This is a genomic window from Bradyrhizobium sp. CCGUVB1N3, assembly GCF_024199925.1.
Taxonomy (GTDB): Bacteria; Pseudomonadota; Alphaproteobacteria; order Rhizobiales; family Xanthobacteraceae; genus Bradyrhizobium.
The window spans coordinates 8,362,780-8,385,692 of the sequence record NZ_JANADR010000001.1; the positions used below are offsets into that span (position 1 = coordinate 8,362,780).

At 64.7% G+C, this 22,913-nt stretch carries 22 protein-coding genes; 18 read left to right on the forward strand and 4 right to left on the reverse strand.

Annotated elements, in window-relative coordinates; all coding sequences use genetic code 11:
• The first annotated feature begins 43 nt into the window (after nucleotides 1-43).
• From NLM33_RS39500 to NLM33_RS39525, 6 genes are all read left to right on the forward strand, one after another.
• On the forward strand, nucleotides 44-529 hold the full coding sequence (locus tag NLM33_RS39500; RefSeq protein WP_254103786.1) for a GNAT family N-acetyltransferase: 486 nt from the start codon (nucleotides 44-46) through the stop codon (nucleotides 527-529).
• Nucleotides 529-1,038: a dihydrofolate reductase gene (locus tag NLM33_RS39505; protein WP_254103787.1), complete on the forward strand. Its 510-nt coding sequence runs from the start codon at nucleotides 529-531 to the stop codon at nucleotides 1,036-1,038. The genes NLM33_RS39500 and NLM33_RS39505 overlap by 1 nt, the downstream gene beginning before the upstream one ends.
• Before the next feature lie 155 nt (nucleotides 1,039-1,193).
• Nucleotides 1,194-2,333, forward strand: coding sequence for an FtsH protease activity modulator HflK (gene hflK / locus NLM33_RS39510; RefSeq protein WP_254103788.1), 1,140 nt, complete (start codon nucleotides 1,194-1,196; stop codon nucleotides 2,331-2,333).
• Nucleotides 2,330-3,235, forward strand: coding sequence for a protease modulator HflC (gene hflC / locus NLM33_RS39515; RefSeq protein WP_254103789.1), 906 nt, complete (start codon nucleotides 2,330-2,332; stop codon nucleotides 3,233-3,235). The genes hflK and hflC overlap by 4 nt, the downstream gene beginning before the upstream one ends.
• 72 nt (nucleotides 3,236-3,307) lie before the next feature.
• Nucleotides 3,308-3,511 (forward strand): DUF2065 domain-containing protein, encoded by a 204-nt coding sequence (locus NLM33_RS39520; protein ID WP_254103790.1) that lies wholly within the window; start codon nucleotides 3,308-3,310, stop codon nucleotides 3,509-3,511.
• A 158-nt stretch (nucleotides 3,512-3,669) separates the two neighbouring features.
• Nucleotides 3,670-5,184 (forward strand): Do family serine endopeptidase, encoded by a 1,515-nt coding sequence (locus tag NLM33_RS39525; protein WP_254103791.1) that lies wholly within the window; start codon nucleotides 3,670-3,672, stop codon nucleotides 5,182-5,184.
• A 94-nt stretch (nucleotides 5,185-5,278) separates the two neighbouring features.
• Here the strand turns inward: NLM33_RS39525 and serB are convergent, their stop codons facing one another.
• The gene (gene serB, locus NLM33_RS39530) at nucleotides 5,279-6,184 is read right to left on the reverse strand and encodes a phosphoserine phosphatase SerB (RefSeq protein ID WP_254103792.1); all 906 of its coding nucleotides are present in this window, start codon (nucleotides 6,182-6,184) and stop codon (nucleotides 5,279-5,281) included.
• An 11-nt stretch (nucleotides 6,185-6,195) separates the two neighbouring features.
• Here serB and miaA point away from each other — a divergent pair, with 11 nt between their 5' ends.
• From miaA to NLM33_RS39575, 9 genes are all read left to right on the forward strand, one after another.
• The gene (gene miaA / locus NLM33_RS39535) at nucleotides 6,196-7,137 is read left to right on the forward strand and encodes a tRNA (adenosine(37)-N6)-dimethylallyltransferase MiaA (RefSeq protein ID WP_254103793.1); all 942 of its coding nucleotides are present in this window, start codon (nucleotides 6,196-6,198) and stop codon (nucleotides 7,135-7,137) included.
• 432 nt (nucleotides 7,138-7,569) lie between these two features.
• A complete protein-coding gene (locus tag NLM33_RS39540; RefSeq protein WP_254103794.1) occupies nucleotides 7,570-9,345 on the forward strand; it encodes an acetolactate synthase 3 large subunit in 1,776 nt (591 codons plus the stop codon).
• A gap of 4 nt (nucleotides 9,346-9,349) precedes the next feature.
• The gene (locus tag NLM33_RS39545) at nucleotides 9,350-10,333 is read left to right on the forward strand and encodes a threonine dehydratase (RefSeq protein WP_254103795.1); all 984 of its coding nucleotides are present in this window, start codon (nucleotides 9,350-9,352) and stop codon (nucleotides 10,331-10,333) included.
• A 21-nt stretch (nucleotides 10,334-10,354) separates the two neighbouring features.
• Nucleotides 10,355-10,897, forward strand: coding sequence for an acetolactate synthase small subunit (gene ilvN, locus NLM33_RS39550; protein WP_254103796.1), 543 nt, complete (start codon nucleotides 10,355-10,357; stop codon nucleotides 10,895-10,897).
• A gap of 3 nt (nucleotides 10,898-10,900) precedes the next feature.
• A complete protein-coding gene (locus NLM33_RS39555) occupies nucleotides 10,901-11,590 on the forward strand; it encodes a class I SAM-dependent methyltransferase (protein WP_254103797.1) in 690 nt (229 codons plus the stop codon).
• Nucleotides 11,591-11,654: 64 nt separating this feature from the next.
• Nucleotides 11,655-12,530 (forward strand): EamA family transporter, encoded by an 876-nt coding sequence (locus tag NLM33_RS39560; RefSeq protein WP_254103798.1) that lies wholly within the window; start codon nucleotides 11,655-11,657, stop codon nucleotides 12,528-12,530.
• Between the two features lie 7 nt (nucleotides 12,531-12,537).
• Complete coding sequence (locus NLM33_RS39565; protein WP_371930045.1) at nucleotides 12,538-13,134, forward strand: LysE family translocator; 597 nt, start codon at nucleotides 12,538-12,540, stop codon at nucleotides 13,132-13,134.
• 133 nt (nucleotides 13,135-13,267) lie between these two features.
• Entirely contained in the window at nucleotides 13,268-14,287 is a 1,020-nt protein-coding gene (gene ilvC, locus NLM33_RS39570; RefSeq protein WP_254103800.1) for a ketol-acid reductoisomerase, read from the forward strand.
• A gap of 1,096 nt (nucleotides 14,288-15,383) precedes the next feature.
• On the forward strand, nucleotides 15,384-17,096 hold the full coding sequence (locus NLM33_RS39575) for a sulfatase-like hydrolase/transferase (RefSeq protein WP_254106110.1): 1,713 nt from the start codon (nucleotides 15,384-15,386) through the stop codon (nucleotides 17,094-17,096).
• Nucleotides 17,097-17,114: 18 nt separating this feature from the next.
• Here the strand turns inward: NLM33_RS39575 and NLM33_RS39580 are convergent, their stop codons facing one another.
• Together NLM33_RS39580 and NLM33_RS39585 are read right to left on the reverse strand one after the other, a co-directional pair.
• Nucleotides 17,115-18,674, reverse strand: a complete 1,560-nt coding sequence (locus NLM33_RS39580) for an ABC transporter permease/substrate-binding protein (RefSeq protein ID WP_254103801.1) — start codon at nucleotides 18,672-18,674, stop codon at nucleotides 17,115-17,117.
• Nucleotides 18,671-19,453 (reverse strand): ABC transporter ATP-binding protein, encoded by a 783-nt coding sequence (locus tag NLM33_RS39585; RefSeq protein ID WP_254103802.1) that lies wholly within the window; start codon nucleotides 19,451-19,453, stop codon nucleotides 18,671-18,673. The genes NLM33_RS39580 and NLM33_RS39585 overlap by 4 nt, the downstream gene beginning before the upstream one ends.
• 140 nt (nucleotides 19,454-19,593) lie before the next feature.
• Here NLM33_RS39585 and NLM33_RS39590 point away from each other — a divergent pair, with 140 nt between their 5' ends.
• Entirely contained in the window at nucleotides 19,594-20,409 is an 816-nt protein-coding gene (locus NLM33_RS39590; protein WP_254103803.1) for an ABC transporter ATP-binding protein, read from the forward strand.
• On the forward strand, nucleotides 20,409-21,197 hold the full coding sequence (locus NLM33_RS39595) for an ABC transporter permease (RefSeq protein ID WP_254103804.1): 789 nt from the start codon (nucleotides 20,409-20,411) through the stop codon (nucleotides 21,195-21,197). The genes NLM33_RS39590 and NLM33_RS39595 overlap by 1 nt, the downstream gene beginning before the upstream one ends.
• 68 nt (nucleotides 21,198-21,265) lie before the next feature.
• On the opposite strand, the gene NLM33_RS39600 is transcribed toward NLM33_RS39595, so the two are convergent.
• The gene (locus NLM33_RS39600) at nucleotides 21,266-21,715 is read right to left on the reverse strand and encodes a cupin domain-containing protein (protein WP_254103806.1); all 450 of its coding nucleotides are present in this window, start codon (nucleotides 21,713-21,715) and stop codon (nucleotides 21,266-21,268) included.
• 137 nt (nucleotides 21,716-21,852) lie between these two features.
• Between NLM33_RS39600 and NLM33_RS39605 the strand changes: the two genes are divergently transcribed.
• On the forward strand, nucleotides 21,853-22,881 hold the full coding sequence (locus NLM33_RS39605) for an ABC transporter substrate-binding protein (RefSeq protein WP_254103808.1): 1,029 nt from the start codon (nucleotides 21,853-21,855) through the stop codon (nucleotides 22,879-22,881).
• Nucleotides 22,882-22,913: the final 32 nt, after the last annotated feature.

Here is a 22,913-nt window from a genome sequence, read left to right on the forward strand (position 1 = left end):
GATGTCGGTGAGTTACATACATACTGATATACTTTCGGTCTAAATGTCATTCAACATCCGCCGCGCGCGGCCCGGCGAAGCCGGGCTCGTTCTCTCCTTCATCCGCGAGCTCGCCGAGTACGAGAAGCTCACGCACGAGGTGGAAGCCACGGAGGCGATGATTGCGGAGGCGCTGTTCGGCGCGAACCCGCGGCTGTACTGCGCGATCACCGAATGGGACGGCGAGGCGGTCGGCTTCGCGGTGTGGTTCGTGAATTTCTCCACCTTCAGCGGCCGCCACGGCATCTATCTCGAAGACCTCTACGTGCGGCCGTCGCATCGCGGCAAGGGCATCGGCAAGGCGCTGCTCACTTATCTCGCGAAGGAATGCGTCGAGAACGGCTGGTCACGGCTGCAATGGGCGGTGCTGGATTGGAACGCGCCGTCGATTGCGTTCTACAAGTCGCTCGGCGCCGTCATGATGAACGACTGGACGCTCTGCCGCGTCACCGGTGATGCATTGACGCGGCTTGCAGGAAAGGCGCCCTGATGGAGATCGTCTTCGTCGTCGCCATCGCGGAGAACGGCGTCATCGGCGCCGGCAACGCGATCCCGTGGCGGCTGAAATCCGACATGCAGCGCTTCAAGGCGCTCACCATCGGCAAGCCTGTGGTGATGGGCCGCAAGACCTTCGAGTCGCTGCGCCGGCCGTTGCCGGGCCGCACCAACATCGTCATCACCCGCGATGCGGGTTTCCGTGCGGCTGGCGCCATCGTGACCACGTCCTCGGCGGATGCCTATGCGATCGCGCGCGGCGATGCCCTGCGGCGCTCGGTCGCCGATATCGCCGTGATCGGCGGCGCTGAAATCTATCGCCAATGGCTCGATCGCGCCGACCGCCTCGAAGTCACGGAGGTGCATGCGCGGCCCGAGGGCGACACCGTTTTTGAGATCAGCAAGGCGGAGTGGGAGGAGGCGGCGCGTATCCGACATCCGGCCGGAGGCGACGACAGCGCCGATTTCTCCTATGTGACATATCGTCGGCGGCGGCAACATTAACTGCTTTTACCAATGTTTACATTGACATTTCCTCAGCGCGGCATAGCTCGGAGACGGTCAGGCGTGCGTTGTAAGGGGGCAAGGCGTCCCCTATAAAGCCGGACCGGACAAAGCGGGCGGGGGCAATTTTCAGACCCTGCCGAGGAGACTGTCGAATGCCGTGGAAGAATCAGGGCGGTGGCCCTTGGGGCTCGGGCTCGAAAGGGCCATGGGGCACAGGTCCGCAACCGGTCGGGCCGAGGCCGCCGGATCTGGAAGACCTTCTGCGCCGCGGTCAGGACCGGCTCCAGCAGCTTCTGCCCGGCGGTTATTTCAGTGGCGTCGGCATCACCGTCATCGTGCTGTTCATCGTCGCGATCTGGCTGGCCTCGGGCTTCTTCCGCGTGCAGTCGGAAGAGCTCGGCGTCGTCCTGCGCTTCGGCAAGCATGTGCGAACCGTGCAGCCCGGCCTGAACTACCATCTGCCCTATCCGATCGAGACGGTGCAACTGCCCAAGGCGCTGCGTGTCTCGACCATTTCCATCGGCATGACGCTGATCGACGATCCCTCCAGGCGCGGCCGTACCATCCGCGACGTGCCGGAAGAGAGCCTGATGCTGACCGGTGACGAGAACATCGTCGACGTCGACTTCACGGTGCTCTGGCGGATCAAGCCCGACGGCGTCGGCGACTTCCTGTTCAACATCCAGAATCCCGAGGGCACCGTGAAGGCGGTCGCCGAAAGCGCCATGCGCGAGGTGATCGGCCGCTCGCAGATCCAGCCGATCCTGACCGGCGCCCGCAACACCACCGAGCAGGGCGTGCAGGAATTGATGCAGAGGACGCTCGATGGCTACGGCTCCGGCATTCTGATCACCCAGGTGCAGATGCAGAAGGTCGACCCGCCGGCGCAGGTCATCGACGCCTTCCGCGACGTGCAGGCGGCGCGCGCCGACCTCGAGCGGTTGCAGAACGAGGCCCAGACCTATGCCAACCGTGTCGTGCCGGAATCGCGAGGCCGCGCCGCGCAGATCATCCAGGCCGCAGAGGGCTACAGGGAACAAGTGATCGCCGAGGCCAAGGGCCAGAGCGCGCGCTTTTTGAAAGTGTACGAAGAATACAAGAAGGCCCCCGACGTGACGCGTGAACGGATCTATCTGGAGACGATGGAGCGCGTGCTCGGCGGCTCGGAAAAGCTCGTCTATGACGGCGCGGCGACGGGACAAGGCGGTGTCGTGCCCTATCTCCCGCTCAACGAGCTGACGCCGAAGCGGCCAGCGGCCACCTCCGGCCAGCAGAGCGGAGGCACCCGATGAGGTCTCCGGTTACAGGCATCGTCTCGCTGATCGTCCTGCTGCTCATCCTGATCGTGGCCTACAGCTCGGTCTTCACGGTGCAGCAGACCGAGCAGGCGCTCGTGGTCCGTCTCGGCGAGCCGGTCAAGGTCGTGACCGAGCCCGGGTTGAACTTCAAGGCGCCGTTCATCGACAGCGTGATCAGCATCGACAAGCGCATCCTCGATCTGGAAAACCCGTCGCAGGAAGTGATCGCCTCCGACCAGAAGCGGCTCGTTGTCGACGCCTTTGCGCGCTATCGGATCAAGAACGCGCTGCGCTTCTATCAGAGCGTCGGCTCGATCCAGGCGGCCAACCTCCAGCTCACGACGCTGCTCAATGCGGCGCTGCGCCGCGTGCTCGGCGAGGTCACCTTCATCACGGTCGTGCGCGACGAGCGCGAGAAGCTGATGGGCCGCATCCGCGAGCAGCTCGACCGCGAGGCCGACGGCTATGGTATCTCGGTCGTCGACGTCCGCATTCGCCGCGCCGACCTGCCCGAGCAGAACAGCCAGGCCGTCTACGACCGGATGAAGACCGAGCGCCAGCGCGAAGCGGCTGAGTTCCGTGCACAGGGCGGCCAGAAGGCGCAAGAGATCCGCTCCAAGGCCGATCGCGAGGCGACCGTTATCATCGCGGAAGCCAACTCGCAGGCCGAGCAGACCCGCGGCGCGGGCGATGCGGAGCGCACCCGGCTGTTCGCGGAAGCGTACGGCAAGGATCAGGACTTCTTCGCCTTCTTCCGTTCGATGGCAGCCTATGAGACCGGGCTGCGATCGAGCGACACCCGCTATCTGCTGCGGCCGAATTCGGATTTCTTCCGGTACTTCGGTAGCCCAAGCGGCAAGGCGGGTGCCGAAGCGCAGGCGGCGCCGAAACAATAAGACGAAACTAGGGGCGGCGCCGGCGCCGCCCCTTCGCGGAACAAGAACGGCACAAGGGGAGGTTCCAGTCCGATGAGGTCCATAGCGTTTGCCGACTTCCTCATCGGCTTGGGCATTCTGTTTGTGCTGGAAGGCTTGATGTTCGCGGCAAGTCCCGCCTGGATGCGCAAGGCGATGAAGAGCGCGCTTGCAACTCCCGATCACATCCTGCGCGGCGTGGGCATCGGCTCGGCCGTGGCCGGCCTGATCCTGATATGGTGGATCCGGCACCACTAACCCCGGCACCTCCAACGCGAACGCTAAAGTGAAGCGAAGCGGCCGGTTTTTCGCCTTATTATCCGGGTCTTGAGGCCCGTTAACCTCCGTGCTTGCGCCGCCACCCTGTTCGAGCGCAGTCTGGAGATCGAATCCTTAATTCTCTTTCGGAGATCACAATGACCGCTGCCACCATTGCCACGACCCGTTTGCGCCATTGCGTGCGACTTGGGCTGGCTGCGATCGCAATCGGCGCGTTCAGCGCGTTCGGCTCGCCGGCTTACGCGCGCGGACCGGAGGGCATCGCTGACGTCGCCGAGAAGGTGATCGACGCGGTCGTCAACATCTCGACCTCGCAGACCGTCGAAGCCAAGGGCGGCGGCACCAACACCATGCCGCAACTGCCGCCCGGCTCGCCCTTCGAGGAATTCTTCGACGACTTCTTCAAGAACCGCCGCGGTCCCGGCGGCGGCAGCAAGGGCGGCGACAGAGGCGACAACGGTCCGCCGCGCAAGACCAACTCTCTGGGCTCCGGCTTCATCATCGACACCTCCGGCATCGTCGTGACCAACAATCACGTCATCGCGGATGCCGATGAGATCAACGTCATTCTCAACGATGGCACGAAGATCAAGGCGGAGCTCGTCGGCGTCGACAAGAAGACCGATCTTGCGGTGTTGAAGTTCAAGCCGCCGAAGACGCTGGTCTCGGTGAAGTTCGGCGACTCCGACAAGCTGCGTCTCGGCGACTGGGTGGTCGCGATTGGCAACCCCTTCAGCCTCGGCGGCACGGTGACGGCCGGCATCGTCTCGGCCAAGAACCGCGACATCTCGTCGGGCCCCTATGACAGCTATATCCAGACCGACGCCGCCATTAACCGCGGCAATTCCGGTGGCCCGCTGTTCAACCTCGAAGGCGAGGTCATCGGCGTCAACACGCTGATCATCTCGCCCTCTGGCGGCTCGATCGGCATCGGCTTCGCCGTACCGTCGAAGACGGTGGCTGGTGTCGTCGACCAGCTTCGCCAGTTCGGTGAACTGCGCCGCGGCTGGCTCGGTGTGCGCATCCAGAGCGTGACGGACGAGATCGCGGAGAGCCTCAACATCAAGCCGGCGCGCGGCGCGCTGGTCGCAGGCGTCGACGAGAAGGGCCCGGCCAAGCCCGCCGGCATCGAGCCCGGCGACGTCGTCGTCAAGTTCGACGGCAAGGACATCAAGGACCCGAAGGATCTCTCCCGTGTCGTCGCCGATACGGCAGTCGACAAGGAGGTCGACGTCGTCGTCATCCGCAAGGGCCAGGAGGAGACCAAGCGCGTCAAGCTCGGCCGCTTGCAGGATCCCGACAAGGTCCAGGCCGCAGTGAAGACCGACGAGCCGGTGCCGGAGAAGCCGGTGACGCAGAAGGCGCTTGGCCTTGATCTGGCGACGCTGAACAAGGACCTGCGCGCCCGCTACAAGATCAAGGACACCGTCAAGGGCGCGGTCGTCACCAATGTCGACGCCAATTCCGACGCTGCCGAGAAGCGGCTCTCCGCCGGCGACGTCATCGTCGAGGTGGCGCAGGAGGCCGTCAGCAGTGGCGCCGACGTCCAGAAGCGCATCGACCAGCTCAAGAAGGACGGCAAGAAGTCGGTGCTGCTGCTCGTCTCCAACGGTGATGGCGAGTTGCGCTTCGTGGCGCTGAGCGTGCAGTAATATTGCTGTCATTCCGGGGCGATGCGAAGCATCGAGCCCGGAATCTCGAGGTTCCGGGTTCGGTCCTGCGGACCGCCCCGGAACGACGCGCGCTTCAGGTCTCCACAAACTCCTCGCGCCGGTACCCTTGCGCATAGAGCAGCGCGGTGAGATCGCCGTGGTCGATCCGCGCGGCCGCCGCAGCTGCCACGGCAGGCTTGGCGTGGTAGGCGACACCCAGCCCTGCAGCCTGGATCATCGCGAGATCATTGGCGCCATCGCCGACGGCCAGCGTATCGATCTCGTCGAGATCGAACGACTCCATCAGGTCGACCAGCGTCGCGAGTTTCGCCGCGCGACCCAAGATCGGTTCCTTCACTTCGCCGGTGAACTTGCCGTCGCGCACGATCAGCTCGTTGGCGCGGTTCTCCTGGAAGCCGATCTTGGCGGCGACCGCACTCGTGAACAGCGTGAAGCCGCCGGAGACGAGACAGGTATAGGCGCCGTGCGCGCGCATGGTCGCGATCAGTTCGCGGCCGCCCGGCGTCAGCGTGATGTGCTTGGCGAGGACATCGTCGACGACGCCGACGGGCAGGTCCTTCAGCAGCGCGACACGCTCGCGCAGGGCGGGTTCGAACTCGATCTCGCCGCGCATCGCGCGCTCGGTGATGCCTGCGACATGCGCCTTGAGTCCGACGACATCGGCGAGCTCGTCGATGCATTCCTGGCCGATCATGGTGGAATCCATGTCGGCGAGAAAAAGTCTCTTGCGCCGGAAGCCGACAGGCTGCACGACGATGTCGATCGGCAGGTCGCCGCGGAGCTCGCGCAACCGTTGTTCAATGGCGTGACGATCGCCTTCGAGGTTATCCTGCGCGCCGAAGGGGATATCGACCGCGACGCCGTCGAACAGCCAATGCGCGGGCGCGGCCGAGGGAAGCACGGCGCGCGCGCCGTCGACGATGGTAGAGTCGAGCGCGGGACTATCGGGGTTGCAGATCAGCGTGGCGACGAGGGACATTTGAGGTTTTCGTGGGCGAGGGGCAAGTGAGCAAGGCCGTGCTTATCGCAGGCCCGACCGCCAGCGGCAAGTCGGCGCTGGCGCTTGAGCTTGCGCTGAGCGCTGGCGGTGTCGTGATCAACGCCGATTCCATGCAGGTCTATCGCGATTTGCGTGTCATCACGGCGCGCCCCACGCGGGACGACGAGGCGCAGGTCCCGCACCGTCTCTATGGCCATGTCGACGCGGCCGTGAATTTTTCGGCCGGCGCCTGGCTCGCGGATGCGGCGGTAGAGCTGACCGAGGCGAGGGCGCAAGGCCGCCTGCCGATCTTCATCGGCGGCACCGGGCTCTATTTCAAGGCGCTGACGAGTGGTCTCTCGACGGTGCCGCCGGTCCCGCCGGAGGTGCGCGAGGGCGTGCGCGCGCGGCTCGAGCAGGGCGGCGTCGAGGCGCTGCATGCGGAACTCGTACGGCGCGATCCGGCCGCTGCCGGACGGCTGAATGTGCGCGACCGCACCCGCATCGCACGCGCTCTGGAAGTCGTCGAGGCGACCGGCCGCTCGCTGCTCGACTGGCATCGCGAAGGCCAGCCGCCGCTGTTGCCGAAAGACAGTTTCAGCGCGCTGTTTCTCGCTCCCGATCGCGATGAACTCTACGCCCGGATCGATGCCCGGTTCGACGCCATGCTCGGCGCCGGCGCGCTCCAAGAGGTCGAGCAGCTCGCCGCGCGCGATCTCGATCCGCTGGTGCCGGCGATGAAGGCCCATGGCGTGCCCGTGCTGATCCGGCACCTCCGCGGCGAGATCAGCCTCGACGAGGCGGCGGAGATCGGCCGGGCGGACACCCGCCACTACGCCAAGCGCCAGTTCACCTGGTTCCGGCACCAATTGCCCGAGTTCGAATGGGTGAAGCCGGAGCAGGCAAGGGGGTGGCTTGCCGCTGCCGTGAGGGCTGCGCGGGAGCACGATTGAGCCTCTCGCCGTCATTCCGGGGCGCCCGAAGGGCGAACCCGGAATCTCGAGATTCCGGGTTCTCGCTTCGCGAGCCCCGGAATGACGTCAGAGTGGGGCGAATGACGACCTTTTGCGCGTCAGCCGCAAGTTCCCTCTCGCCGAACCGCGGGAACGCCGCTACACTTCCTGAAATCGCGCGAAAACGGCCGCATTGCCTTGACATCCGGGCTTTGGCCGCTATGGTTCGCGCAACCTTTGGGAAGTCGGGCCGACCTCATGCGTAACATTATTACCAAACTCCTTATCGTCGTCGTACCCAGGCGCATCGCCGGGGATGGCTAGCGGCCATCCAAAACCGAGCGGTGCGCATGGGGCCTCTTGGGGCCCTTTTTTATTTCCCGAACCAGACCTCAAAGAAGCCGCTGACAACAGCGCATCCGGAGCAAGACAATGACCGAGAACAGCCACGATCCGAACCAGATGACCGGCGCCGCGATGATCGTGCGCGCGCTCATCGATCACGGCGTGACGGATCTTTTCGGCTATCCCGGCGGCGCGGTGCTTCCGATCTATGACGAGATTTTCCAGCAGAGCGAGATCCAGCACATCCTGGTCCGGCATGAGCAGGGCGCGGGCCACGCCGCCGAAGGCTACGCGCGCTCGACCGGCAAGCCGGGCGTCGTGCTGGTGACCTCCGGGCCGGGCGCAACCAACATGGTGACGCCGCTGACGGATGCGCTGATGGACTCGATCCCGCTGGTCTGCATCACCGGCCAGGTGCCCACCCATCTGATCGGCAACGACGCGTTCCAGGAATGCGACACCGTCGGCATCACGCGGCCCTGCACCAAGCACAACTGGCTGGTGCGCGACGTCAACGATCTCGCCAAGGTGTTGCACGAGGCGTTCTATGTCGCCACCTCGGGCCGGCCTGGCCCGGTGCTGGTCGACGTGCCGAAGGATGTGCAGTTCGCGACCGGCACCTACCATCCGCCGCGCAAGTCCGACGTGCACGTCTCCTACGCGCCGCGCGTCAAGGGCGACGCGATGCAGATCCGCAAAGCCGTTTCGCTGCTCGCCAATGCCAAGCGCCCGGTGATCTATTCCGGCGGTGGCGTGATCAATTCCGGGCTCGAGGCCTCAAAACTGTTGCGCGAGCTGGTCGAGGTCACCGGCTTCCCGATCACCTCGACGCTGATGGGCCTGGGCGCCTATCCGGCGTCGGGCAAGAACTGGCTCGGCATGCTCGGCATGCACGGCACTTACGAAGCCAACATGACCATGCATGACTGCGACGTCATGCTGTGCGTCGGCGCGCGCTTCGACGACCGCATCACCGGTCGGGTCGATGCGTTCTCCCCCAACTCGAAGAAGATCCACATCGACATCGATCCGTCCTCGATCAATAAGAACATCCGCGTCGATATTCCGATCATCGGAGACTGCGGCAACATCCTCGGCGACATCCTCCAGGTGTTCAAGGCGGAGGCGAAGAAGCCCGACATCAAGCCGTGGTGGCAACAGATCGCGCAATGGCGTGCGCGCAATTCGCTGTACTTCAAGAAGAACAACGACGTCATCCTGCCGCAGCACGCGATCCAGCGCCTGTTCGAGCTGACGCGCGGCAAGGACGTCTACATCACCACCGAGGTCGGCCAGCACCAGATGTGGGCGGCGCAGTTCTTCGGCTTCGAGGAGCCGCATCGCTGGATGACGTCGGGCGGTCTCGGCACCATGGGTTATGGCCTGCCGGCCGCGGTTGGCGTGCAGGTGGCCCACCCGGACAGCCTCGTCATCGACATCGCGGGTGATGCCTCGGTGCAGATGACGATCCAGGAGATGTCGACGGCCGTGCAGTACGAGCTGCCGATCAAGATCTTCATCCTGAACAACCAGTACATGGGCATGGTGCGGCAGTGGCAGCAGCTGCTGCACGGCAACCGGCTGTCGCATTCCTACTCGGAAGCGCTGCCGGACTTCGTCAAGCTCGCGGAAGCCTATGGCGGCGTCGGCATCCAGGCGCACAAGCCCGCCGATCTCGACGGCGCGATCAAGGAGATGATCTCCGTCAAGCGCCCGGTGCTGTTCGACTGCCGCGTCGCGGCGCTCGAGAACTGCTTCCCAATGATCCCCTCCGGCAAGGCGCACAACGAGATGCTGTTGCCGGAGCAGGCCAATGACGAGGCCACCGCGACCGCGTTCGCCGGCGGCAAGGCGCTGGTGTGATGCGATGTTCGACCTGAAGGAGCTCGAGCGCGCACATGAGATCGTGGGGCAGGCGGTGCCGGCGACGCCGGCACACGCCTGGCCGCTGCTGGCGGAGCGGCTCGGGACGGCGGTGATCGTCAAGCATGAGAACCACACGCCGACCGCCGCGTTCAAGGTGCGCGGGGGGCTCGTCTATTTCGACCGTCTGAAGCGCGAGAGGCCGGGCACCGTCGGACTGATCTCGGCCACGCGCGGCAATCACGGTCAGAGCCTGGCATTTGCCGGACGCCGCTATCGACTGCCCGTGACGATCTATGTCCCGCACGGCAATTCGGTCGAGCAGAATCGCGCGATCCGCGGATTTGGCGCCGAGCTCGTCGAGCACGGCGAAGATTTCCAGGCGGCGCGCGAGGAGGCCTATCGTTGCGCGGCGACCAATGGACTCGAAATCGTGCCGGCGTTCCATCCCGATCTCGTTCTGGGCGTCGCGACCTACGCCCTCGAATTGTTGCGAAAGGCGCCGGATATCGACGTGCTCTACGTTCCGATCGGGCAGGGCTCGGGCATTTGCGGCTGCATCCTCGCGCGTGATCTGCTTGGGCTGAAGACCGAAATCGTTGGTGTGCAGTCCACCGAAGCGCCCTCTTACGCACTGTCGTTTGCGGCCGGGGCGGTCGTGACGACCAAAACCAGCAATACGCGCGCCGACGGCGTGGCGACGCGGATTCCCGATGCCGACGCCGTCGCCATCATCTGCAAGGGCGCCTCCCGTGTCGTGCAGGTCACGGACAACGAAATCGCCTCGGCGATGCGGGCCTACTGGACCGATACGCACAATCTCGCGGAAGGTGCCGGCGCCGCCGCGCTTGCCGCGGCACTGCAAGAAAAGAGCAAGTTGCAGGGCCGGCGCGTCGGTCTCGTGCTTTCCGGCGGCAATATCGATTTCGACCGGTTCCGCCATTGGGTCGGGACGGATGCGCCGATCGCCCAACCGGCGGTGGCTTGACCAGGATTTGAGGGGACGACAATGAACCAGCCTGCATCCGCTTATTTCCTCGAGGACCGCCACGATCCCAACGAGACGCACACGCTGTCCGTGCTCGTGCAGAACGAGCCGGGTGTGCTCGCGCGCGTCATCGGCCTGTTCTCGGGACGCGGCTACAACATCGAGAGCCTCACGGTCTCGGAGACGGAGAGCCAGAAGCATCTCTCGCGCATCACCATCGTCACGACAGGCACGCCGATGGTGATCCAGCAGATCAAGCACCAGCTCGATCGCATGATCCCGGTCTATCGCGTGGTCGACATGACGCAGACCCGGCGCTCGATCGAGCGCGAGCTCGCGATGGTGAAGGTGCGCGGGGAGGGCGAGCATCGCGTCGAGGCGCTGCGGCTGGCGGACGCCTTTCGTGCTCGCGTGATCGACGCCACCACCGAGAGCTTTGTGTTCGAGATCACCGGCAATACGGACAAGATCAACCAGTTTATCGACCTGATGCGTCCCATCGGCCTTGTCGAGGTGTCGCGTACCGGCGTTGCCGCGATCGGTCGCGGGCCTGAAGGGATGTGAACCATGCTGGCGCGCGACTGGTACTACAACGAACGCAACCGGATGGGCATCGCGCCCGCGGTCGCTTCGATCTACGACAACCACGATGACGCCGATCTGCGCGCGCGCGCCGCGCTGAAGATGCTCGGCGTACAGCGCGGCTGGCGCATCGCCGACATCGGCTGCGGCAACGGCGTGCTCGCGACCGAGGCCGCGTTGATGGGTGCCGAGGTCGATGCCATCGACATCTCGCCGGCGATGCTGGCGCTCGCCGAGATCTATGCCCGCGACCGCAAGGCGCCTGTGCGCACGCAGTCGGCGGGCCTGCTCAGCTTCTCCTATCAGCCGGACTCCTATGACCTGATCGTCAGCGAATTCACGCTGCATCACCTGCCGGATTTCTGGAAGGCGGTGGCGCTGTCGCGCATCTATCGCGCGCTGAAGCCGGGCGCGAGCTTCTATTTGCGCGACATCGTCTTCGTCTCGATGCCGGATGCGGCCGAGCGCGACGTCGAGCAATGGGCCGACTTTCAGATCAAGAACCACGATTTTACGCGCGAGAGTGTCGTCACGCATATGCGCGACGAATACTCCACCTTCGGCTGGGTCATGGAGCGGATGCTGACCGACGTCGGCTTCACGCTGGTCTCGGCCGACTACCACGCCCCCATGCACGGCACCTATCTGCTGCGCAAACCCAACCCCTCCACGTAAGCGCCGGCGAGCAAGGCTGAACGACAAGAACACGCAAGCAGAGCAGAGCCCGAAGAAGAACACAATGAAGCCGGCCGACATCCTCATCGCCGTCATGGTGGCGATCGTCTGGGGACTTGCCTTCGTGGCGAGCCGGCTGGCGCTCGACGAATTGTCACCGGAGCTGATGACGGCGCTGCGCTTTTCGATTGCCGCGGTGCCCTGTCTGTTCATCCGCAAGCCAAAGATCGCCTGGCCGCTCCTGATCGCGATCAGCTTCACGCTGTTCCTCGGCCAGTTCCTGTCGCAGGCCTATGGCATCGCCCATGGCGTGCCGGTGGGACTCACGAGCGTCGTCGTGCAGAGCCAGGCGCTGTTCACCATCGGCTTCGCCGTGCTTGCCTTCGGCGAGCGGCCTGCTCCGGTGCAGACGCTCGGCATTGCCGTTGCCGCGGTCGGCCTTCTCTTGATCTGCGGCACCGTCGGCTATGATTTCAGCGTCGGCGCCTTTGCGGTGCTGATGATCTCGCCGATCTCTTTCGCGATCGGCAATCTCCTGCTGCGTGGCGCCCGCGGCGTGCCGATGTTCGACCTGTTCGCCTGGCTGTGCCTGACGTCGGCGGTGCCGCTGTTCGCGCTGGCGCTGATCGCCAATGGTCCCGCGCCGACCTGGCAAGCGCTGACGCAGATGTCGCTGACGTCAGCCCTCTGCATGCTGGCGCTCGGCGGCGTCTCGACCAGCATCGCCTATTGGCTGTGGGGCCGGCTGCTGCGTGACTATCCGGCTGCGCAGATCGTGCCGTTCGCGTTGCTGGTGCCCTTCGTCGGCTCGGCCGCCTCCAGCATCGTGTTCGGCGAGCGGTTCGGACCCTTGCGGTTCGCTGGCATGCTGACCGTGATCGGTGGTATCGCGGTGATGCTGCTGGCCAAGCGCCCGCAAGTCCTGCCTAAGACAGCGTGAGGTGAAGATGTCGCTCCTCTATGCCTTTATTGTCTTTGCGGTCGTGATGTACTTCACCCCCGGACCGAACAACATCATGCTGCTGTCGTCGGGCCTGACCTACGGCTTCCGCCGCACCATTCCGCACATCGCCGGAATCACCATCGGCTTTGCGTTCATGGTCGCAACCGTCGGCCTGGGGCTGGGGACGGTCTTCCTGGCCTATCCGATCCTCCAGACCATCCTGAAATATGCGGGCGCCGCCTATTTGGTCTATCTGGCCGCCGCGATCGCCCTTTCCGGCCCGGCCAAGCCGGGCGAGGAGACGGGCAGGGGCCCGATGACCTTCTGGGGCGCGGCCATGTTCCAGTGGATCAACGCCAAGGGCTGGGTGATCGTGATTGGCACCATAACCGCCTACGCGGCGATTGCCCAATTTCCCATCAATATCGCCATCCAGACCGTGATCAGCCTGATCGTCGGCACGGTCTCGACCGTGGTCTGGGCATTGTTCGGGAGCGCGCTCCGGCCGGTCCTGACCTCCGAGCGGCTGGTCCGCGCCTTCAATATCCTGATGGCGGTCCTGCTGCTTGCCTCCCTCTACCCCGTTTTCATGGATGCATGATGTCGCGGATTTCCATGCAGAAACGGGTTTCCTTCGGGGAGGAAAATGCTCTAGACAGCCTCCGAAATCCGCAAATCTCACCTTCGGACACCTGACCATTGGCCGATTTTCGGCCCTGAATGAGGAAACGACTATGCGTGTTTATTACGATCGCGACGCCGACCTGAACCTGATCAAGGGCAAGAAGGTCGCCATCGTCGGCTATGGCAGCCAGGGCCACGCCCATGCGCTCAACCTGAAGGACTCCGGCGTCAAGGAGGTGGCGATTGCGCTGCGCAAGGGCTCGGCCTCGGCCAAGAAGGCGGAGAACGCCGGCTTCAAGGTGATGGAAGTCGCCGAAGCCGCCAAATGGGCCGACCTCGTCATGATGCTGACCCCGGACGAGCTCCAGGGCGATATCTACCGCGAGCACCTGCACGACAACATGAAGAAGGGCGCGGCGCTGGTCTTCGCGCACGGCCTCAACGTCCACTTCAACCTGCTCGACCCGCGCGCCGACCTCGACGTGCTGATGATCGCCCCGAAGGGCCCCGGCCACACCGTGCGTTCGGAGTATCAGCGCGGTGGCGGCGTGCCCTGCCTGATCGCGATCGCCAAGGACGTCTCGGGCAACGCCCATGACCTCGGCCTGTCCTACGCTTCGGCGGTCGGCGGCGGCCGCGCCGGCATCATCGAAACCACCTTCAAGGAAGAGTGCGAGACCGACCTGTTTGGCGAGCAGGTGGTGCTCTGCGGCGGCCTGGTCGAGCTGATCAAGGGCGGCTACGAGACCCTGGTCGAGGCCGGCTACGCGCCGGAGATGGCCTATTTCGAGTGCCTGCACGAGGTGAAGCTGATCGTCGACCTGATCTATGAAGGCGGCATCGCCAACATGAACTACTCGATCTCCAACACCGCCGAGTACGGCGAATATGTCACCGGTCCGCGCATCATCACTGATGAGACCAAGAAGGAGATGAAGCGGGTTCTCAACGACATCCAGTCCGGCAAGTTCTCGCGCGACTGGATGCTCGAGAACAAGGTCAACCAGACCTCGTTCAAGGCGACCCGCGCCAAGCTTGCCCAGCACCCGATCGAGGAAGTCGGCGCGAAGCTCCGCGACATGATGCCCTGGATCAAGAAGGGCGCGCTGGTCGACAAGAGCAAGAACTGAGGTTTGCGTTCCCCGGATGCAGCGCAGCACGAAGTGATGCGCTGCTGATCCGGGGTCCATGGGTCCCGGCTCTGCGGCGCATCGCTGACGCGCTGCGTCGCGTCCGGGACACGAGAGCTGGATAACCGACGCGCTCCCGCGCCAAACCAAATCTTAAACCTTCGCGACTACAACCGCAGCGAGATCGCAGCACGCGGTCTCGCTCTTTCCTCCAGCGCCAAGCGCTGGTGCTTCATGCAAATTCTTCGACGTTGATGCGCCGCCTGAAGACCAAGAACTGACGCTTAAAGCACATTCTTGATCTCGCGCGATTTCTGAGGCCTTCGCCTCACCCCCCGAATCCTCAAAAATCCAGCGACTTCAGAGTCTAAGATTCGGCTCTTCATCCGCACTGTGATCATTCGCGCGCATGCACGAAGACCGCTTCGCGTGGCACATCGTCTTAAGAGTTGACGTCAGATCGATATTCTTGCCGGCCATCGCAGATGCGAGCAACGGGCTCCTAGCCTGCGGCGATCGACTTTGGGTGCGAGCTCGGCCAGAGGCACGCTGCCACCTCCCCGTAGGCGGGAGAGGGAGCGCACCTCCGCCGTGGCTAGCTGAATGCCTACATCCCAAAACCCAAGCCCCACGTTAGCCGCCGCGCCGCTGAAGCCCGGCCCTACCACCACGGCGACCTCCGCCTGGTGCTGATCGACGCTGCGCTGCAACTGGCGGCCGAGGGCGTCGCCGGCATCGCGAGGGCCACGCGCAGCGGATGACGCTCCCCAATCCTCATGGTGAGGAGGCGCATAGCGCCGTCTCGAACCATAGAGGTCCGGCTGCTGCCAGTCCGGGCCTCGCCCTTCGAAACGCCCGCTTCGCGGGCTCCTCAGGGCGAGGGACTTGGAGTTTGGATCGGGACGCGGCGTGGGCCCCGTTCGCCGCCCGCTAACATTAAGCGAAGGTCGGACGGCGCGGCGCGTTGCCTGCCCATGTCTGTTCCGTTACAGTTTTGTGACACGGCGCTCTCCGGCGGCGCCGGACGCCCTGGCCGCCAGCAGGCTGGCCAGACGGCTTGGCATCACCGCGCCGGATCGTGTTCAGCGTGTCGTCGATGGCGTCCGCGCCCAACCCAGGTCCTTCCACCGCCACCGCCGTGCTGGCGAGCGTTGCCGCGATCGGCATCTGGCGTCTGCTCGCCGTCGCCGCGCCGCATCTGGCCGCGCTCGCGCTGATGTACGAGACCGAGACCGATTTCGGCTCGCGCCTCGGCTTCGCGCTTGCCTGGGGCATCCTCAATTTCTTCTGGATCACGCTGCTCCGGCGCCCCGCGCTGTCGGGCGCGCTGTCGCTGACCATGGTCGTGGTGCTCGTGCTGTTGTCGCAGCTCAAGCACCACGTGGTGCAGATGACGGTCAACTTCATCGACCTGATGATGATCGACCGCGACACCGTCGCCTTCCTGTTCACGATCTTCCCGAACCTGCGCTGGTCGGTGATCGGGGTCTGCCTCATCATCCTGCCGCTGATGTACGCGCTGTGGTGGCTCGATCCGTTCCGCATCCGCCGCCTGCCGGCGTTCGCCTGCAAGCTCGCCTGCCTCGCCGCGCTGGTCGGCTATTCCCTTTATCATCCGGACGAAGCCTGGCGCGGCTATTACGACGACGGCTATCTCTCAAAATTCTTTCGCTCCGGCGTCACCGCGGTCTCAGACTTCGTGCAATACGGCTTCATGGAGTCGGCCGCGTCCACCGGCGAGCATCTCAACATGCCGCTGGTCGATGCCTGCCACCCCGCGGGGCGGCGGCCGAACATCATCATGATCCATGATGAATCCAGTTTCGACATCCGCGCCGCGCAAGGCATCAAGGTGCCGCCCGGCTATGGCAGTCACTTCAAATCCTGGGACGGCAAGCAGCGCACCTTCCTCGCCGAGAGCAATGGCGGACCGAGCTGGTTCACCGAATACAACGTGCTCGCCGGCCTGTCGTCGCGCTCCTTCGGCCGTTTCGCCTATTTCGTGACGCGCATCGCCTCGGGGCGCGTCGAGCGCGGGCTGCCGCTCAGCTTGCGCCGCTGCGGCTATGACACGATGTCGCTCTATCCGGCCTACGGCGCCTTCATGAGCGCGCGCAGCTTCCAGATCACGACCGGCATCGAGCGCTTCTATGATGCGAAGGACCTCGGCGCGAAGGACGTCGAGCCGGACTCTTTCTTCTACGACAAGGCGCTCGAGCTGATGGGCGAGCGGCCGCCGAACAAGCCGCTGTTCAGCTTCATCTATCTCGGCGCCAATCATTTTCCCTGGGAGACACGCTTCCGTCCCGACCTGATGCCGGGCTGGCGCGCGCCGGGCAACACATCGTCGATCGACGAATATCTGCGCCGGCAGGCGATGAGCGCCGAGCAGTACCAGGCCTTTCTGGCCGGCCTGAAGAAGAGATTTCCGAACGAGCCGTTCCTGATCGTGCGCTATGGCGATCATCAGCCGGAATTCGCGCCGCAGATCCTCGAGCCCGGGCTCGACGAAGGCAGTCTCGGCAAGAAGCTCGACGACTATGATCCGCGTCTCTACGCCACCTACTATGCGATCGACGCCATCAATTTCGAGCCGGTGAGAAGCGACGCCGTGATGGACACGATTGACGGAGCCTATTTGCCGCTGGTGATCCAGGAAGCCGCCGGTATCCCGCTCGATCCGTCCTTCGCCGCGCAGAAGGACGTCATGCTACGCTGCAAGGGCATCTTCTATGGCTGCAAGGACGGCCAGGAAGCGCGACGGCTCAATCGCCTGCTGATCAACGCCGGCATGATCCACGGACTATAGCGTGACGCGCGCGGGTCTCTATCGCTTGCCGACTTTCTCCCACAGCCACTTTGCCACGACGTCGGGTGACGAGTTCGCATCGTTGCCGCTGGCGCGCAGATTGGCTTCGCGCATGTCGGCGATGTCGATCCGATCGATCAGCGGCTTCAGCGCGGCCTTGAGCCGCTCGTCGCCGGCACGCTTGGGAGCGAGCAGCAGAATGGCATCGTAGGGCGGGATCGCGTTCTTGGGGTCGTCGAGCGCCACGAGATCGTATTTCGCGATCAGGCCGTCGCTGGTGTAGCCCGCGATGACGTCGACCTCGCCGCTTGCGACCGCCGCATACATGAAATCGGGCTGCATCTGCCGCTGAGCTCGGAATGTGAGCCCGTAGGCATCGCGCAACGCCGCCCATTCCGGGCGCGAGAAGAACTCGTAGTCGGCGGCGATCGAGAGGTCTGCCGTATGCGCGGCGAGATCGGCGACGGAGTGGATACCAAGCGCCTCGGCGCGCTTGCGCGGCATCACCAGCGCATAGGCGTTCTCGAAGCCGAGCTCGCCGAGCAGCGTGATATTCTGCTTGGCGAGTGCCGTCTTCAGCTCGTCGATCAGCTCCTTGCGCGGCTTGATATCCGTGCGGTGCAACTGGTTGGCCCAGAGCGTGCCGGAATAGTCGACATAGAGATCGATGTCGCCGACCTTCAGTGCCTCGAAGGCGACGTTCGAGCCGAGGCCCGAGCGCGTCGTCGCCGGCAGGCCAGCCGCCGCCAGGCGATCCCGGATCAGGGCCGATAGCACATATTGCTCGGCGAACGTCTTGGCGCCGACGACGTAAGCGGGCGACGAGCGTCCGAGCGAGGGCACGAGCGTCGCGGCGACCAGCGCCGCAATCCCGACGCCGCCAAGCGTCGTGCGCAGGCGGCTGCGATTGCGCAAGCCGGTTTCGATCAGGCCGAGCAGTTGATCCACCGCGAGCGCCAGCACGGCCGAGGCAACGCAGCCGAACAGCACGAACACCCAGTTCTGGGTTTGCAGGCCGGCGAAGATGTAGTTGCCGAGGCTGGTCTGCCCGATCGGCGTAGACAAGGTCGCCGTGCCGATCACCCAGACGGCGGCGGTGCGGATGCCCGCCATCATCACCGGCAGCGCCAGCGGTAGTTCAACCGTCAGCAGCGATTGCCGCGGCGTCATGCCGACGCCTTGGGCGGCTTCGAGCAAGGCGGGATCGATGCCGTTCAACCCGGTGATGCCATTGCGCAGCACCGGCAGCATGGAATAGAGCGCCAGCGCCAGCATCGCCGGCAGGAAGCCGAAGGCGGAGAAGGTGACGCCGAACCAGGAGAGCGTCACGGAGGCCGCAAGCAGCAGGAGCGGATAGAACAGCGCGAGCAGCGCCAGCCCCGGCACGGTCTGCACGATGCTCGCGAGTGCGAGCAATATGTTGCGCGCGACCGGTCGGTTGCGGCAGAGGATCGCGAGCGGCAGGCTGACGATGAGCCCAAGCGCGAGTGCGGCCAGGCTCACCCGCACATGATTGCCGAGATAGTCCGGCAGATGCGACAGCGCCTCGCCCCAGCGCGGATCGGAGATCAGGCTCATGCCGCACCACCCTGCGGCAGCCGTTCGTTCAGTCGCGCGACCTGGCGCCGGGGCGTGCGCAACAACTCCAGCACATACGCGTCGCCGCTTCGGCCGAGCTCCGCCGGCGTGCCTTGCGCGAGCAGTTGTCCGGCGCGCATCACCGCAATGCGGTCGGCAAGCAAGATCGCTTCCGTCATGTCATGGGTAATCATGACCGTGGTCAGGCCAAGTTCTCGATGCAGCGCGCGATAGTCTTCGCCGAGCGCGTCGCGGGTCAAGGGATCCAGCGCGCCGAACGGCTCGTCCATCAGCACGATGCGCGGACGCGCCGCGAGCGCCCGCGCCACCCCGACGCGCTGGCGCTGTCCGCCGGACAGGTCTTGCGGCAATCGATCGCGATGCTGGATACGGTCGAGCCGCACCAGGTCGAGCAGCTCGTCCACGCGTGCGGCAATCTCTCCCTGCGGGATGCCCAAAAGCTTCGGCGTGACGCCGATATTGTCCGCGACGCTCAGATGCGGAAACAGCCCGCCGCTCTGGAAGACGTAGCCGATGCGCCGTCGCAGCGCGACCGGGTCGACGCGGCTGATATCCTCGCCCTCGACCGTGATCGTGCCACGGTCGGCCTCGATCAGCCGGTTGGTCAGCCGCAGCAGGGTGGTCTTGCCCGAGCCGGAGCCGCCGACGATGGCCAGAAACTCGCCCTCGGCGACGTCGAGCGAAACGCCGTCCACGGCCACGACCGGGCCGAAGTTCTTCGCGACATGCGCGTAGCCGATCACGGGTTTGGAGGCCATCGGTACCGACCCAGCCTTGCACTCCCGCAAGGGGAGATTGATGGAGGCGACCCCGCATGCGTACCACGCTTGGCCGCTCGATTGAACTTGCCGGCGCAAGCGGCTAAGGCATCCCTCAAGTGCTGGGAGGAATTCGGCAGATGACAACGCCCACGGCGGTGGCGCTCGAGGATACGAAAGTCGCATTCCGGCTGGGGGACGGGCGCGTCTATACGGCTGTTGAGCAGGCGCAGCTCACGGTCGGCCAGGGCGAGTTCGTCGCCATTGTCGGCCCGACCGGCTGCGGCAAATCTACACTGCTCAACGTCGCCGCGGGGCTGCTGAAGCCTGCCGCCGGCAGCGCCAAGGTGTTCGACCGGCCGCTCGCCGGGCTGAACCAGGACGCCGGCTATTTGTTCCAGGCCGATGCGCTGTTCCCCTGGAAAACGGCCATCGACAACGTTGCGATCGGCCTCGAGATCAAGGGTACGCCCCGCGCCGAGGCGCTCGCACGCGCGCAAAAATGGCTGACCTCGGTCGGGCTCGGCGCGTTCGCGGGCCGCTATCCGCACATGCTCTCCGGCGGCCAGCGCAAGCGCGTGGCGCTGGCGCAGGTGCTCATCCGAGATCCAAAAATCCTGCTGATGGATGAGCCGTTCGGCCCGCTCGATGCCCAGACCAGGCAGGTCATGGGCAATCTCCTGCTCGAACTCTGGAGCGCCGACCGCAAGGCGGTGCTGTTCGTCACCCATGACCTCGAGGAGGCGATCGCACTCGCCGACCGCGTCGTGATCATGTCGGCGGGGCCGTCCTCGCGCATCATCGGCGATTGGCGCGTCGAGCTGGCACGCCCGCGCGACATTTTCGAGGTGCGGCTGGACAAGGAGTTCCATGCGCTCCATCGCGAGATCTGGAGCGTTCTCAAGGACGAGGTGATGAAGGGCTACGCACAATCCACCCAGGCGGAGGCGGTCTGATGTCGCGCCTCACGCTGCTCTCGCTGCAATTGCTGGTCGCCGTGGTCGCGATCGTGCTGTGGCAGGTGCTCTCCACCGTTCCGGTGTTCGGAAAGATCCTGCTGCCGCCGTTCTTCTTCTCCAACCCGGCCGACGTGTTCAGCCAGATCGTCAAATGGTTCGCGAGCGGCGTGATCTGGAAGCATCTCTGGATCACGCTCTGGGAGTCGATTCTCGCTTTCGTGATCGGCTCGCTCGGCGGCGTGCTGGTCGGCTTCTGGTTCGCGCGGCAGCCGCTGGTCGCCGCCGTGTTCGATCCCTACGTCAAGATGGTCAATGCCCTGCCGCGCGTGGTGCTCGCGCCGATCTTCGCGCTGTGGCTCGGCCTCGGCATCTGGTCGAAGGTCGCGCTCGGCGTGACGCTGGTGTTCTTCATCGTGTTCTTCAACGTCTATCAGGGCGTCAAGGAGGTCAGCCGCACGGTGCTGGACAATGGCCGCATGCTCGGCATGAGCGAGCAGCAGTTGATGCGGCACGTCTATTGGCCCTCGGCGCTGTCGTGGATGTTCTCCTCGCTGCACACCTCCGTCGGCTTTGCCGTGGTCGGCGCCGTCGTCGGCGAATATCTCGGCTCTGCCGCAGGCCTCGGCTACCTGATCCAGCAGGCCGAAGGCGTGTTCGACGTTGCCGGCGTGTTTGCCGGGATGTTCGTGCTGTCGGCCTTCGTCCTCCTGATCGACATGGGCGTGACGATGGTGGAGCGCCGGCTTCTCGTGTGGCGGCCGACGGCCGCGGACGGGCGAGGCTAGGGATGGTGCGATCGTTGCCGGACCCGCGCAGGGATGCGGGCCCGGACAAGTGTATGAGCCTTTCCAGCTCAGTCCAGAAGCTTGGTGTCGTCGGGCGCCTGCGGCGGTGTCTTGATCGCGATCGCCTTGACCTGGCCGCTGATCGGCTTGGTGCCGCCATGCGGCATCCCCTTGGGAATGATCACGAGGTCGCCCGGCTTCACCGTCACCTCCTTGTCGCCGAGCCAGATCGTCCCGGTCCCATCCAGGATATACTGGATCTCGTTGGTGTTGGGATGCAAATGCTTGGGCACGTTGCCGACCTGGATCGAGACGGTGGCGCCGTCTGCGGCCATGAACATCTTGGAGCGGTAGCCGACACTGTTCGCCGGCCCGAGCGCATCGCCCTCCATCTCGCCGGTGTGGATGAGTTGCGCGGTGATGTTTTCGGCAGCCCACGCCGGCTGCAGCAGGTAGGTCACGCCGCACCCTGCGGCGAAGGCGGCGGCGAGCGAGACGGCGGTTGCGATGCGGTTCATGGATGATTCTCCCGACAAAGGGTTGTTGTTATGCCGTCATGCTATTGCGCCGAAAGTCCGATGACCAGTGTCTTGGCCAGCGCTTCTCAAGCCAGTCCCGCTGCTCTAATGTGCCGCCAGCCGAATGGAGGAAACCAATGAAGAACACGATTGCCAGGCTCGCGGGCGCGCTGCTCGCGCTCACGCTCACCACCGGCTTCGCGGCAGCGCAGAGCAAGGTCACCATCGCGATCGGCGGCGGCTCCTGCCTGTGCTATCTGCCCACGGTGCTGGCCAAGCAGCTCGGTGAGTACGAGAAAGCCGGCGTCAATGTCGATCTCGTCGACCTCAAGGGCGGCTCCGATGCGCTCAAGGCCGTGCTCGGCGGCAGCGCGGACGTCGTCTCCGGTTATTTCGACCATTGCGTCAACCTCGCCGCCAAGAAGCAGGAGCTGCAATCCTTCGTGGTCTATGACCGCTATCCCGGCCTTGTGCTGGTGGTCGCACCTTCGCATACCAACGAGATCAAGTCGGTGAAGGATCTCGCTGGCAAGAAGGTTGGCGTCAGCGCGCCCGGCTCCTCCACCGACTTCTTCCTGAAATATCTCCTGAAGAAGAATGGCCTCGATCCCGCCGGCACCGCCGTGATCGGCGTCGGCTTAGGTGCGACCGCGGTCGCGGCCATGGAGCAGGGCCAGATCGATGCGGCCGTGATGCTCGATCCCTCCGTCACCGTGCTCCAGGGCAGTCACAAGGATCTGCGCATCCTCAGCGACACCCGCACGCAGAAGGATACGCTCGAGACTTTTGGCGGCGAATATCCGGGCGGCGCATTGTACTCGACCGCGGCCTGGGTCGCTTCCCACGAGAAGGAGACGCAGGCGCTCACCAATGCGATGCTGAACACGCTCGCCTGGATCCATTCGCACTCGCCGGAGGACATCATGGCGAAGATGCCGGAAGAGACGGTCGGCAAGAACAAGGAGCTCTATCTCGCCGCGCTGAAGAACACGATCCCGATGTTCTCGGAGACCGGCAAGATGGACCCGAAGGGCGCGGACGCCGTGCTCGCGGTGTTCAGCGTCGGCTCGCCCGAGGTTGCGAACGCCAAGATCGACGTGAGCAAGACCTTCACCAACAAGTTCGTCGAGCAGGCCAAGAAGACCACGGGGATGAATTCCAAATAGTGCTGCCAGGCAATTGACGTGAAGCGCCGATA

Excerpts from the sequence above, each read along its gene's own strand:
- NLM33_RS39565 (WP_371930045.1), top strand. The coding sequence starts at position 12,538 with ATGTCGCTCCTCTATGCCTTTATTGTCTTTGCGGTCGTGATGTACTTC.
- NLM33_RS39590 (WP_254103803.1), top strand. The coding sequence starts at position 19,594 with ATGACAACGCCCACGGCGGTGGCGCTCGAGGATACGAAAGTCGCATTC.
- hflC (WP_254103789.1), top strand. The coding sequence starts at position 2,330 with ATGAGGTCTCCGGTTACAGGCATCGTCTCGCTGATCGTCCTGCTGCTC.
- NLM33_RS39560 (WP_254103798.1), top strand. The coding sequence starts at position 11,655 with ATGAAGCCGGCCGACATCCTCATCGCCGTCATGGTGGCGATCGTCTGG.
- NLM33_RS39545 (WP_254103795.1), top strand. The coding sequence starts at position 9,350 with ATGTTCGACCTGAAGGAGCTCGAGCGCGCACATGAGATCGTGGGGCAG.
- NLM33_RS39540 (WP_254103794.1), top strand. The coding sequence starts at position 7,570 with ATGACCGAGAACAGCCACGATCCGAACCAGATGACCGGCGCCGCGATG.
- ilvN (WP_254103796.1), top strand. The coding sequence starts at position 10,355 with ATGAACCAGCCTGCATCCGCTTATTTCCTCGAGGACCGCCACGATCCC.
- NLM33_RS39580 (WP_254103801.1), bottom strand. The coding sequence starts at position 18,674 with ATGAGCCTGATCTCCGATCCGCGCTGGGGCGAGGCGCTGTCGCATCTG.
- NLM33_RS39500 (WP_254103786.1), top strand. The coding sequence starts at position 44 with ATGTCATTCAACATCCGCCGCGCGCGGCCCGGCGAAGCCGGGCTCGTT.
- NLM33_RS39505 (WP_254103787.1), top strand. The coding sequence starts at position 529 with ATGGAGATCGTCTTCGTCGTCGCCATCGCGGAGAACGGCGTCATCGGC.
- NLM33_RS39520 (WP_254103790.1), top strand. The coding sequence starts at position 3,308 with ATGAGGTCCATAGCGTTTGCCGACTTCCTCATCGGCTTGGGCATTCTG.
- NLM33_RS39555 (WP_254103797.1), top strand. The coding sequence starts at position 10,901 with ATGCTGGCGCGCGACTGGTACTACAACGAACGCAACCGGATGGGCATC.
- NLM33_RS39605 (WP_254103808.1), top strand. The coding sequence starts at position 21,853 with ATGAAGAACACGATTGCCAGGCTCGCGGGCGCGCTGCTCGCGCTCACG.
- NLM33_RS39600 (WP_254103806.1), bottom strand. The coding sequence starts at position 21,715 with ATGAACCGCATCGCAACCGCCGTCTCGCTCGCCGCCGCCTTCGCCGCA.
- NLM33_RS39525 (WP_254103791.1), top strand. The coding sequence starts at position 3,670 with ATGACCGCTGCCACCATTGCCACGACCCGTTTGCGCCATTGCGTGCGA.
- NLM33_RS39575 (WP_254106110.1), top strand. The coding sequence starts at position 15,384 with ATGGCGTCCGCGCCCAACCCAGGTCCTTCCACCGCCACCGCCGTGCTG.
- ilvC (WP_254103800.1), top strand. The coding sequence starts at position 13,268 with ATGCGTGTTTATTACGATCGCGACGCCGACCTGAACCTGATCAAGGGC.
- NLM33_RS39595 (WP_254103804.1), top strand. The coding sequence starts at position 20,409 with ATGTCGCGCCTCACGCTGCTCTCGCTGCAATTGCTGGTCGCCGTGGTC.
- NLM33_RS39585 (WP_254103802.1), bottom strand. The coding sequence starts at position 19,453 with ATGGCCTCCAAACCCGTGATCGGCTACGCGCATGTCGCGAAGAACTTC.
- hflK (WP_254103788.1), top strand. The coding sequence starts at position 1,194 with ATGCCGTGGAAGAATCAGGGCGGTGGCCCTTGGGGCTCGGGCTCGAAA.
- serB (WP_254103792.1), bottom strand. The coding sequence starts at position 6,184 with ATGTCCCTCGTCGCCACGCTGATCTGCAACCCCGATAGTCCCGCGCTC.